General features: G+C 56.6%; 12 protein-coding genes. 6 read left to right on the top strand and 6 right to left on the bottom strand.

Annotated elements, in window-relative coordinates; genetic code table 11:
- Window positions 1-10: 10 nt before the first annotated feature.
- The 6 genes from pcaK to ACW55A_RS17020 all read right to left on the bottom strand — a co-directional run bounded on the left by pcaK (window position 11) and on the right by ACW55A_RS17020 (window position 5,262).
- Complete coding sequence (gene pcaK, locus ACW55A_RS17045) at window positions 11-1,360, bottom strand: 4-hydroxybenzoate transporter PcaK (RefSeq protein ID WP_044308284.1); 1,350 nt, start codon at window positions 1,358-1,360, stop codon at window positions 11-13.
- 87 nt (window positions 1,361-1,447) lie between these two features.
- Window positions 1,448-2,050, bottom strand: coding sequence for a protocatechuate 3,4-dioxygenase subunit alpha (gene pcaG / locus ACW55A_RS17040; protein WP_003366941.1), 603 nt, complete (start codon window positions 2,048-2,050; stop codon window positions 1,448-1,450).
- Window positions 2,051-2,061: 11 nt separating this feature from the next.
- Window positions 2,062-2,781, bottom strand: coding sequence for a protocatechuate 3,4-dioxygenase subunit beta (pcaH, locus tag ACW55A_RS17035; RefSeq protein ID WP_122240851.1), 720 nt, complete (start codon window positions 2,779-2,781; stop codon window positions 2,062-2,064).
- A gap of 137 nt (window positions 2,782-2,918) precedes the next feature.
- A complete protein-coding gene (gene pcaQ / locus ACW55A_RS17030) occupies window positions 2,919-3,839 on the bottom strand; it encodes a pca operon transcription factor PcaQ (protein ID WP_003366937.1) in 921 nt (306 codons plus the stop codon).
- Between the two features lie 52 nt (window positions 3,840-3,891).
- The gene (locus tag ACW55A_RS17025) at window positions 3,892-4,134 is read right to left on the bottom strand and encodes a glutaredoxin family protein (protein ID WP_455807760.1); all 243 of its coding nucleotides are present in this window, start codon (window positions 4,132-4,134) and stop codon (window positions 3,892-3,894) included.
- A 57-nt stretch (window positions 4,135-4,191) separates the two neighbouring features.
- Window positions 4,192-5,262: an acyltransferase family protein gene (locus ACW55A_RS17020; RefSeq protein ID WP_268950694.1), complete on the bottom strand. Its 1,071-nt coding sequence runs from the start codon at window positions 5,260-5,262 to the stop codon at window positions 4,192-4,194.
- A 247-nt stretch (window positions 5,263-5,509) separates the two neighbouring features.
- Between ACW55A_RS17020 and ACW55A_RS17015 the strand changes: the two genes are divergently transcribed.
- From ACW55A_RS17015 to ACW55A_RS16990, 6 genes are all read left to right on the top strand, one after another.
- Window positions 5,510-5,824, top strand: a complete 315-nt coding sequence (locus tag ACW55A_RS17015) for an ElaB/YgaM/YqjD family protein (RefSeq protein WP_002553118.1) — start codon at window positions 5,510-5,512, stop codon at window positions 5,822-5,824.
- A gap of 4 nt (window positions 5,825-5,828) precedes the next feature.
- On the top strand, window positions 5,829-6,221 hold the full coding sequence (locus ACW55A_RS17010) for a phage holin family protein (protein ID WP_002553117.1): 393 nt from the start codon (window positions 5,829-5,831) through the stop codon (window positions 6,219-6,221).
- On the top strand, window positions 6,218-6,574 hold the full coding sequence (locus ACW55A_RS17005; protein ID WP_003366928.1) for a hypothetical protein: 357 nt from the start codon (window positions 6,218-6,220) through the stop codon (window positions 6,572-6,574). The genes ACW55A_RS17010 and ACW55A_RS17005 overlap by 4 nt, the downstream gene beginning before the upstream one ends.
- A gap of 179 nt (window positions 6,575-6,753) precedes the next feature.
- Complete coding sequence (locus ACW55A_RS17000; protein WP_003433027.1) at window positions 6,754-8,085, top strand: deoxyguanosinetriphosphate triphosphohydrolase; 1,332 nt, start codon at window positions 6,754-6,756, stop codon at window positions 8,083-8,085.
- A 249-nt stretch (window positions 8,086-8,334) separates the two neighbouring features.
- A complete protein-coding gene (locus ACW55A_RS16995; protein ID WP_498811088.1) occupies window positions 8,335-8,727 on the top strand; it encodes a response regulator in 393 nt (130 codons plus the stop codon).
- Window positions 8,728-9,243: 516 nt separating this feature from the next.
- A complete protein-coding gene (locus ACW55A_RS16990) occupies window positions 9,244-11,367 on the top strand; it encodes a hypothetical protein (RefSeq protein WP_498811087.1) in 2,124 nt (707 codons plus the stop codon).
- Window positions 11,368-11,374 lie beyond the last annotated feature (7 nt).

Genomic DNA, 11,374 nt, shown 5'->3' with positions numbered 1-11,374 from the left:
TTGAAAGGTTTCAGGTAGCGTCCGAATGACTGACCCAGCCCTTGATCAGCACCGCTATCGCGGCAAGCGCCGCCGGAACCACCAGCGCGGTCAGCACCTGCTCGAACGTCCAGCCCAGGCCCAGCAGCGTGGCACCGGCCCAGGCGCCGAGAATCGCGCCGAAGCGGCCGATCCCGAGCATCCACGACACGCCCGTGGCACGCCCCTGGGTGGGATAGAAACGCGCTGCCAGTGACGGCATTGCCGACTGTGCGCCGTTGATGCACATACCGGCCAGCAGCACCAATGTCGCCAACAGTGCGACGTTACCCAGACTCTGCCCGACCAGCCAGGCAAATACCCCGGCCAGCGCGTAGGCACAACCAATGACCTTGTGCGGGTTGTAACGATCCATCGCCCAGCCCACGCCTACAGCGCTCAACACCCCGCCGAACTGAAACAGCGCGCCGATGAAGGCCGACTGTTCCATGCTCGCGCCGCTGTCGCGCATCAGCGTCGGCAGCCAGCTGGTCAGCAGGTAAACGATGACCAGGCCCATGAAATAGGTCAGCCACAGCAACAGGGTGCCTGCGCTGTACGTGCCGGAAAAAATCACTTTCAGCACATTGCGGCTGCTCACCGTTTTCTGCTCGGGAACGCTGAAGTCAGTGATGCCAGCCAGCGCCTTCGGCGCAATCGGTGCCAGCACTTTGCGAATCCGCTCCGCACCGCGATTGCGTACCACCAGAAACCGCGCCGACTCCGGCAGCCAGACCATCAGCACCGCCGCCAGCAGGATGGGCAGGATACCGCCCAGCATCAACAGGCTGTGCCAGCCCATGCTGGGGATCAGCTTGGCTGAGACAAAACCGCCGCAGGCCATGCCCAGATTGAAACCGCAGAACATGCTCGTCACCAACAACGACTTGAGCCGCTCCGGGGTGTATTCCGACAGCAACGTAGTGGCATTGGGCATCGCTGCGCCAAGCCCCAGCCCGGTCAACAGGCGCAGCACCAGCAATTGATCGATGTTGCTGCTATAGGCTGAGGCCAGGCTGAAAAGACCGAACAGCAGCACCGCGACCACCAGCACCACCTTGCGCCCGAAACGGTCGGCCAGCGGGCCGGAACCCAGCGCGCCGAACACCATGCCGATCAGCGCGGCACTCATCACCGGCCCCAGACTGGCCCGATCGATCCCCCAATCCTGGCTGAGCGCGGGTGCAATGAAGCCCATTGCGGCAGTATCGAGGCCGTCGAGAAACACGATCAGAAAACACAGCGCAACCACTCGCCACTGATAGCCGGACAGCGGTTGCGCATTGATGAAGGCCTGAACGTCGAGCGTACTCGACGCAGGGCTGCTGGCGGAAAGCGTCATGAAGGTGTCCTTTTATTTTTATAGGGTCGCCTGCTGATGCAGGCGCCTTGAAACGCACGCACATTGATTTCTGAATCGACAAGCGATTCAGAAATCGAAAAACACTGTCTCGCCTTCACCCTGCACACGGATATCAAAACGATAGGCCGTCTGCCCCTCGTGCGTGCAACGGCGCGCCACCAGGGTTTCGCGACGCGGGGGCTGCTCGATCAGATTGAGCACCGGGTCCTGCGCATTCGCCTGGGCTTCGTCGTCGAAATACAGCCGCGTCTGCAGATGAATATTGATGCCACGGGCAAACAGCGAGACATTGATGTGCGCCGCCATCGGCACACCCGCCGCATTGCGCGCCGAGCCTGGCTTGATGGTCTTGAGGATCCATTGACCATCGTCCGCGGTAGCCGTGCGACCAAAGCCGTTGAACGGCCTGTCCGGGTCGAATTCGCTGTGATACGCACCCTGATGATCCGCCTGCCAGAATTCCAGGTAGGCATCACGGATCAGATGACCGTTGCCGTCGAAGACGTTGCCCAGCAACACGATATGCTCGCCGGGCGCCTCGGGCCTGGCCATCTCGTTCCAGATTTCCAGTTCGCGGGTCGGGTTGCCGGCCACCTGTGGTGCAAGACCGATGTGGACGTAAGGGCCAGCGGTTTGCGAAGGGGTTTCCTGCAGCAATTGAACGGGCATGTCGGGCCTCCTCAGCAATTTTCGAAGTGAGTCTTGCGCTGGCCGCGCAACACGATATCAAAGCGGTACGCCAGGCAATCCATCGGATTGCCCATGCCCAGGTCGAGTCTGGCAATCAGGCTCTGCACGGCGTCCGGATTGACGATGGCCTTGACGATCGGGCAGATCGGAATCAGCGGATCGCCTTCGAAATACAACTGGGTAATCAGGCGTGTGGCAATCGACGGCCCGCTGATCGACACGTGAATGTGCGCCGGGCGCCAGTCGTTGGGACCGTTGCGCCACGGGTAAGGCCCTGGCTTTACGGTACGGAAGCTGTAATTGCCTTCGCTGTCGGTCAGTGCACGTCCGACGCCGCCGAAATTGGGATCGATGGGCGCCAGATAGGCATCGCGCTTGTGGCGATAACGCCCACCGGCGTTGGCCTGCCAGATCTCCACCAACGTGTGCGGAATCGGCTTTCCGTACTGATCGCAGACCCGCCCGGCCAGCAGGATACGCTCGCCGATGGGCAGACCGCCGTTGTTGAAATTGAGCAGCAGATCATTATCGTGCTGACCGAATTTCAAATGCGAGAAATCCGGGCCGGTGGTTTCGGAAATGGACTGCGGGATACTGACCAGCGCCTGACGCGGCGAGCGCAGGATCGAGGTCTTGTAATCAGGGGTGAGAGCTTTTGGATGCCAGTTTCGGTCACGAATGACGAAGCGGCTGTTGTCCGCGGCAGACATGGCGTTCTCCTCGTTTTTCTTATGGGGCGCGCAGGCGTGGGTCACATGCGCTACAGGCTGCGGCGAAGTGTCGCGCGATCCATGCTTATAGAGAACTGAAATAAACCCCATGATCCATAACCAATTGGTTATGGATGCTAAACGTTGCGATAGGCCTCTCCAAGGCTCCGCAGTTCGTCCACGCACCACTGCGCTGCGCGCGTGAGAGGCAAGGCCGGGTTGCTGCACAAACCGACCGAGCCGCCCGGTTCACGAATACCCATGTCCAGCTCCACCAGCGTGCCGCCTTTCAACTCCAGCGACACGGCATCCAGTGGCGCGATCCACACCGCATCGCTGCATTGCACATAGCGGCGGCTGAGGGTGAGCGAGAGGGTTTCAAGGCGTTGACGCGGCATGCGGATACCGCACTGCACGAACAGGCTGTCGGCAAACTTGCGGATGGTGGTGCCTGCCAGCGGCAATACCAGCGGGAATTGCTCCAGACTTTCGGGCTTGAGCGGCGCAGCCAGCAACGGGTGATCGCTGCGCACCACCAGCGTCATCGACTCGTTGTACAGGTGCTCGAACGTCAGGCCCTGAATCTGCGGGCTGTCTGTCATGCGCCCGACCACCAGATCCAGCTCCCCTACCCTCAATTGCGACAGCAGATACGCGCTGGGCCCGGTCATCACGCTGACGATCAGCGCCGGGTGCCGCTGGTGCAGGCGATGAACGACCTCAGGCACCAGCAGGCTTTCGGCCGTCGACAGTACACCCAGTCGTGCAGTGACGGTGTCATGCTCACCCGAGCGCAGGCTGCTGACGCCCTCGCGCAGGGCCTGCACGCTGGGCCCGGCAAACCGCATGAACGCCACGCCGGCTTCGGTGAGTGCCGCGCCGCTCTTGCTGCGCACGAATAACGTGGTGTCGAGCAGGGTTTCCAGCTCTTTGAGACTTTTCGACAGCGCAGGCTGACTGATCGCCAGAACGTCGGAAGCACGCGCCAGACTGCCCTGCCGGGCCACTTCGAGAAAGCAGACCAGATGGCGAAATTTGATGCGTGTATCGATATTCACTGCGCGTCGTGTCCGGTAAATGAAAGGGAATGCAGCTCAACGACAAGGCAGCTCAGCGACTCAGAAACGACGCCACCTGAGGCGCGTCAAATGGCCAGTCCAGCTCGTCACCGGTGTCGATCCGACGCAACACAGGAACGCGCAACTCATAGCATTCATGCAGTTGCTCATCCTCGCAGATGTCGACCAGCTCAACCAGCAGGCCGTGCTCAATGGCAAACGGCAGTAAAACTGCTTCGGCAACCTCGCACAGCGGGCATCCCAGGGTGCTGAACAGCTGGCATTCGGGGGTCATGAGTCGATCCTCGGCGAATCCTCGGTAAGCGGAAATTATTCTAGGCGCGCACCGGGATCACGTCGACACCCGGAAATGCGCCTTGCTGAACGCATTGGCGCGGTCCAGTACCGGTTTCTCGAAACAACGATAACCGACCCAGCCATAGCAAACCGCGGCAGCCATCATCAGCAGCGCGAAAAACAGGTTGTCCAGGTAGCTTTCGGGCCAGGCCCCCACCAGACTCCAGACCCTGCCGATCACCCCCAGCACCAGCAGATGAGACAGATAGATCGTGTAGGACATATCGCCCACGGCAACCAGAAACACCGGCACCACCAGCTGTCGGCGCCGTTCGAGCAAGGCCAGCGTCACTACCAGTACGCCGAACGTGCCGCCGACCATGAGCATGCGCAGCAGCCCCTGACTTTCGTACAACCGGTAATAGCCGATCAGGGGCACCGCCGCCAACAACGCGACACCGAGCAGCAACCAGACCGCAGCCGTCGGCACGCGGGCACTGTGGCGACCGTAAAAGAACAAGGCCAGCGCGGCACCCAGCATGAATTCGAGGGCATAGGGATGCAGGACGATCTTCACTGCCGAGGAATAGTCCTGCCAGTCTGCCAGCGTATTGAACACCACGATGATCATGCCCCAAACACCGAGCAGAAACGGCAGACTGCGCTCGCGAAACAGCAGGAAGCCCGAGAACACCACGTAGAACCACAGCTCGAACAGCAGCGACCAGGCCACCATCACCAGCAGCACCTTGTCGTTGGGCAACAGCAGGAACGACATGATCAGATTGGACGAGCCATGCCCGCTGTTGACCATGCCCGGCTGCACCAGATAAACCGCCAGGGTGATGAAAAAGTACAACCAGTAGGTGGGATAGATCCGCGAGACCCGATTGAACAGAAAGCGCTGAGCCTCGACTCCGCTCTGAAAACGGCCACGGCTGACAATCACCATGACGAATCCGCTGATGACGAAAAACAGATCGACGCCCAACTGAAAAAAATCGAGCCAGGGCGGCAAAAGGATATCGCCACCGGAAAACTTGCTCTCCACCGACATCATGTGAAACAACACAACGCCAAGGACCGCTACGCCCCTGAGCCCCTGCAGGGAATACAGCCGCTCCATGCCTCTCTCCATTCAACGGATGTCGCGCGCGCCAGGCCATCCCGTGGTCACGCGTGTGGAGCATAGCCAATGGCCAGAAATACGGAACCCCAATCTTCCAGTGCTTGCGGTTTTTCCTGGCAGATAGTTTTGGAGTAAGGTGCAGCGGCTGCGTAAAGCCTGATCGAACACGATACGCCAATCGAAGTGAACCTTCAGGAATCACCTGTACTCGAAACATTCATACGCCCACCAAACGGAGAACATCATGGCCCGCCAAACTGCACAGAATGCTCAGGAAATTCTGAGAGCCGACTTCCAGGTACTGGTTGCCGACACTGAGAAATTGCTGGCGCATACCGCCTCTCTCGCTGGTGATCAGGCCGATGAACTGCGCGCCCAGATCCGCGAAAGCCTGCTGCGTGCCAAGGAAACCCTGAAGACCACCGAAGATTCGTTGCGCGAGCGCGGCGAAGCTGCAGTGATCGCCACCGAAGATTACGTTCAGAACAACCCCTGGCAGTCCGTCGGTATCGCCGCAGGTGTCGGCTTTCTGATCGGTCTGCTGGCTACAAGGCGCTAACATCATGACTCTGGGAACGGAATCAGCACCGCCCGAGGGAACTCCGGGCTCTTCACCGCGGCGCCTGGGCGCTGCCTTCCTTGGCCTGTTGCACACTCACGTCGAGCTGTTCGGCATCGAATTGCAGGAACAGAAAGCGCGAACCGTCAGCCTGCTGCTGTTCGCCGGTCTGGCACTGGTTTTCGGCCTGCTGCTGCTCACTGGGCTCTCGGCCTTGCTGCTGATCGTTCTGTGGGACAGCTATCGCCTGGCCGGCATCGTCGGCCTGTGTACGTTTTACCTGCTGGCCGCGATTTTCTGTGGATTGCGCCTCAAGGCAGCGATCTTCGACGAGTCTTCGCCCTTCCATGCGACCCTCGAAGAACTGGCCAATGACCGCGAGCGATTGATGCCATGAGTGAACCCAAGTCGCACCAGAGCAATACCCGTCGAGAACTGCGCAAGGCATTGATTCGCTTGCGCATGGAAATGCACCGCCAGGAAATTCGCCACGAATCTGCGCAACTGATGCAACCGTTGCAACGCTTTCGCGGCATCCGTCACGACTGGAAAAGCGCGCTGGGCTTTCGCCACGCGCCGCTCTGGGGCGTGGGCTCGGTTGCCCTGCTGGGTTTTCTGAGCGGCAAACGTGCCAAGACCGGACGTACCAGCCTGCTGGGTCGCCTGTTGAAGCTGGGCATCACGTTGACGCCAGTGGTCAAGGTCGCCATGCAAACGCGCGCCTTGCAGAATCGCAATCGCAAAGTCTGATTGCGCCATGCGTCCATCGTGACCCAGGCCTGACTGTATCGGCCTGAATATAAATGCCCGCTCCGGTATTCCGGAGCGGGCATTTGTTTTTTCTACGGGCCTGTTTTCATCAATGCAGCCCTTGCGGCAGGCGTGTCGAACCGGGAAGCTACGCCCCTATTACTGACGGAGTGAACGCATTGGATTGGCAAACGCTGCTTAACCGCGAACGACTGGGCAAGACCCTGCACAGCCCCGAGGAACTGGGGCGCAGTCCGTTTCACAAGGACCATGACCGGATCATCTTTTCCGGGGCCTTTCGCCGCCTGGGGCGCAAGACCCAGGTGCATCCGGTGTCCAGCAACGATCATATTCATACGCGCCTGACCCACTCGTTGGAAGTCAGTTGTGTCGGCCGTTCGTTGGGGATGCGCGTCGGCGAAACGCTGCGCTCTGCCCTGCCCGACTGGTGCGATCCGAGCGACCTGGGCATGGTCGTGCAATCGGCCTGCCTGGCGCACGACATCGGCAATCCGCCGTTCGGTCACTCGGGCGAAGATGCGATTCGCAACTGGTTCAATCAGGCGGCCGGGCGCGGCTGGCTTGATGCGATGAGCGACACCGAGCGCAATGATTTTCTCAATTTCGAAGGCAATGCCCAGGGCTTTCGGGTGCTGACGCAACTGGAATACCACCAGTTCGACGGCGGCACCCGCCTGACCTACGCCACGCTGGGCACTTACCTCAAATACCCGTGGACCGCGCGCCACGCAGATTCGCTGGGCTACAAAAAGCACAAGTTCGGCTGCTATCAGAGCGAACTGCCGATTCTTGAGCAGATTGCCGGCAAGCTGGGTTTGCCGCAGCTCGAAGATCAACGTTGGGCGCGCCATCCGCTGGTGTATCTGATGGAGGCTGCCGACGACATCTGTTACGCCCTGATCGACCTGGAAGACGGTCTGGAGATGGACCTGCTCAACTACGCAGAAGTGGAATCACTTTTGCTCGGGCTGGTCGGTGATGATCTTCCGGAAACCTACCGGCAACTGGGTCCGGGCGACTCACGGCGGCGCAAACTGGCAATCCTGCGCGGCAAGGCCATCGAACACTTGACCAACGCGGCCGCCAGAGCCTTCGTCGAGCAGCAGGATGCCTTGCTGGCCGGCACCCTGCCTGGCGACCTGGTCGAGCACATGCACGGTCCGGCCAAACGCTGTGTGCTGAATGCCAAGGACATGGCGCGCAAGAAAATCTTCCAGGACAAGCGCAAGACCCTGCATGAAATCGGTGCCTACACCACGCTGGAGATCCTCCTCAATGCGTTCTGCGGCGCGGCCGTCGAACAGTTCGGCGGCAGGACGCCATCGTTCAAGCATCGGCGCATCCTCGACTTGCTGGGTAACAGTGCGCCCGATCCCAAGGCACCGCTGCATACCTCGTTCCTGCGCATGATCGACTTCATCGCGGGCATGACCGACAGCTACGCCAGCGAAATGGCCCGGGAAATGACCGGCCGTTCCGGACAGATATAGCCTCCCTCGACCCGCCCGCTGCCTGAACGGATGCAGGCAAAAGGCTGGTCAGACTGATTGCCTCGCAAAACTCAGACAGGCCCTACAAGCATGTCGGACGGGTCCTATCGCAGGTTTTCTTGCATCCCTCAATAATTCCAGCCACTTCAACTGCCATCCGGCACGTCATCCATCCGCCTGCGATACTCACGGGTCCGCACGCCGCCTGCCGATGCCTGAACGCTTCGCCAGGGCCTTTCCGGAACGCTCATGTCCACACATATCCTGCGCATCCTTCTGGTGGAAGATCACCCGTTTCAACTGATTGCCACCCAAGTGCTGCTCAACAATCATGGCTACTTCCTGCTGACTCCCGTGCTTACGGCTGCCGAGGCGATGGCCGCCATGCAACGCAGTGCCGAACCCTACGGGCTTGTGTTGTGCGATCAGTGCCTGCCGGACATGTCGGGCCTCGACCTGATCGACGAGGCATCCCGACACGGCTGGCTGCGCCAGGCCATTCTGCTCAGCGGCTTGCCGGATACACAGCTTGAAAACCTGCAGCAACTCGCCCTGCAGCGCGATCTCCCTCTGCTCGGTTGCTTGAGCAAACCCCTGCACGGCCCCGACCTCAGCCGCCTGCTGGGGCACCTCGTTGACTGACATCGGCAACCCGGCTTTATGCGCTTTTGGATATCCCGGGTAAAAACCGGTACATACCTTAAACCGGCAAACCGTACCGATTACATTCGACGTTCAGACGCGTAGGAAATCATCAGTCAACATGAATGATGATTCCAGAAAGTAATAAACATTGGGTGCATCGCTCGCCAAACACACAATGAAATAAGCGTTAACGTTTAAACACACTTGTGTTCTACGTAGGCTTTTACGTACTCCGATACGCTAATTTTTGTAGGACTTTTCCTATATATGCCTGCCGAGCAAGTCTCTTTATGTGCCTGCCCGAACATCTGAGCTAAGGTGCGCGCTTTCTTCACTGCTTGTTATGGAATGGAATATGAACTCGAATGTTTTTGTGGACACCAATTTGAATATAAAATATTAAATATAAATAAATCATACACTTATGTAATTTTTCGTAATTTTTTGACACCGACAATTTGACACCAGATTTTGCCGGCCTATGATCAGATGAGCTAAATAGAGGTTCAGTCCATGATCTCCTTCAAGATACTCCCTGACCACATCCTGTTTCGCTTCGATTGGCAGAACATGCAAAAGTATCGGGACATGGAATTGCCAAGGCCACCACTAGCTTCAATAGAAAGCCTTCAGGTTGTATGTGCGGAAACGGTTCGAGCCTGCCAAAGTTATGCGCGACTAACTGGTACCTCACGAGCAAACGCACTCAAGAGGATGTTCATTTTCGCGAAAGCTGAGGGAAAGGCCATACCGGCTTCGGGCAGTCCGGATTGGAAAGTATTTGTACAAGAGCACTACATTTATCACCTATCACACCCTGAAAAGACAACTCAAGAGGGTGATAAAGATTTGGAGACTATCCGTTCAGAGTGGCGACAAATAGTATATCTATACAAAAGCTTTAAACAGCAGAAAGTGATACCACTTGACACTACAATTCCAACCATTAAACAGCCGCAAATTCCGGACGATGACAGAAGTGCCGAAATTCTGGACTCTGTAGAAGAACGGTTGTGGCCACTTGAAGACGCAAATCACCTCTGGCCTAAAACATACTTAATTGACAAGAGCCTATCGGTCAGTACAGATAAGTTCCTTGCAAAGCTTCAAAGCGATGTCGAGCACCGTACTCAATCCATACTGGCGGCGTGCGAGAGCTATTGGGATAGGGTGGTTATCTGCCAGCGTATTGGTGAAGATCTAATAAAATCCATTCCCGTAGAAGAGATTGAGCGTGTGTTATCGTCTGGTAATTTTTACGTCAATCATCGGTATATCGCTGATGCTTACCGCCCAGACGGCGCCGCTTGGTTTTTGGGAATGATCGAGCACTTTTTTCTCCGAACAGGAGAGCTAAGAGCCATCTCATATACTGCCATGAAGGCTATTCCATTTTTCAAGCCATTCTGCGGCAACAGCTATATGCGAGCTAGAATGGATCAGGAACTCAGGAGAATTGCGGGCAGCTATGCTGCTCCTGGCGAAGATATAACCGAAACGCTAATCCGCCTCTTAGGATACGTCTCTGCTCGGGACTGCGGAGCAGCGGCGGCTATCTTAACCGCTGAGAACCCAAAATTTAATCCACACGCACTAAGATCAGCGGCCTATCTGTCCGACGACGATAAGCCCTTACATCACTGGGACAGTAACCTCGGTTGCTTGAAGTGGGGCGTTAGCAAGCCCCGGGCAAAGGCCCGGAAAGTTTCCGCATTATCGCCGCGGAGTTTTAAAATTTACACTGAGCTTGTTAAGGCTACAATGAAAGCCCGAATAAGACTTATTATGTCAGGAGATAATAATTACAGAAAATTGTTTCTTACGACTTCCTACAAGTGGGTTGGATTGAGCAGTAGCCTTGATCAAATCCTGACTACTAAGGTCGGCATTTGCCTATATGAAGTGATTGAGAATGAACTTATCGCCGGTGGTGTATCTCGGAAGGTGTTTACGCTAAAGCGAATTCGAGGTACTCAAGCCTTGATTAGCTTTCTCAAAGAGGGTACTTATCAGGCAGCGGCTAACACCTTAGGCAACTCGATCGCGGTTATAATAGTAAGATACATACCAAAGTGGTTAAAACAAAGATGGAACGTCCGTATTCTCCGGACATTTCAGACCAAACTGATTGTTTTGGCGACTAAAGGTACCCCTTGGCATGTGGCGGCTACCGACTTCCTGACAGACAAAGACTTATTTGACTTCATCATTAGACAGGCGACAGAAATCGATTTAGCCTCAGATCCAGTCTCGGTTGATCTGAAACGTTATGCCAGCGAGCTAACCGAAGACGCTGCCGAATACTTAGTCAATCGACTAATCAAGCACAATGTAATACTCAAGCTTGATGTTACATCTCTGGCTGCTATCTTTCTTTTTGCTGAAAGGCGCGCGAACTTTCCTATCAAATATTATGTAGACGATGCAAGTGGAATCGACGAAAACTCGATTATCACATTGTCTCACTTATTACATTGCACATACGATATAAGCAGAGATCCGAAAGCGACCGGAGCAGTCTTGACCAGCATTGCTGGACTATCTATACCGCAGTTTCAAGCAGTGTATGTAGAAGCACTTGAAGTGAAAGCGACCTTGGATAATCAGGTCGAAAAAATCAATACTATGGTGAGCTGAGGGATAA

The organism is Plantibacter cousiniae (nom. nud.) (genome assembly GCF_977070315.1).
This window is presented reverse-complemented; position numbering and strand designations above follow the sequence as displayed.

Bases quoted from the DNA above. Each gene is read 5' to 3' on its own strand.
- pcaG (WP_003366941.1), bottom strand. From the start codon at position 2,050: ATGCCCGTTCAATTGCTGCAGGAAACCCCTTCGCAAACCGCTGGCCCT.
- ACW55A_RS17005 (WP_003366928.1), top strand. From the start codon at position 6,218: ATGAGTGAACCCAAGTCGCACCAGAGCAATACCCGTCGAGAACTGCGC.
- ACW55A_RS16990 (WP_498811087.1), top strand. From the start codon at position 9,244: ATGATCTCCTTCAAGATACTCCCTGACCACATCCTGTTTCGCTTCGAT.
- ACW55A_RS16995 (WP_498811088.1), top strand. From the start codon at position 8,335: ATGTCCACACATATCCTGCGCATCCTTCTGGTGGAAGATCACCCGTTT.
- ACW55A_RS17020 (WP_268950694.1), bottom strand. From the start codon at position 5,262: ATGGAGCGGCTGTATTCCCTGCAGGGGCTCAGGGGCGTAGCGGTCCTT.
- pcaK (WP_044308284.1), bottom strand. From the start codon at position 1,360: ATGACGCTTTCCGCCAGCAGCCCTGCGTCGAGTACGCTCGACGTTCAG.
- ACW55A_RS17025 (WP_455807760.1), bottom strand. From the start codon at position 4,134: ATGACCCCCGAATGCCAGCTGTTCAGCACCCTGGGATGCCCGCTGTGC.
- ACW55A_RS17010 (WP_002553117.1), top strand. From the start codon at position 5,829: ATGACTCTGGGAACGGAATCAGCACCGCCCGAGGGAACTCCGGGCTCT.
- ACW55A_RS17015 (WP_002553118.1), top strand. From the start codon at position 5,510: ATGGCCCGCCAAACTGCACAGAATGCTCAGGAAATTCTGAGAGCCGAC.
- pcaH (WP_122240851.1), bottom strand. From the start codon at position 2,781: ATGTCTGCCGCGGACAACAGCCGCTTCGTCATTCGTGACCGAAACTGG.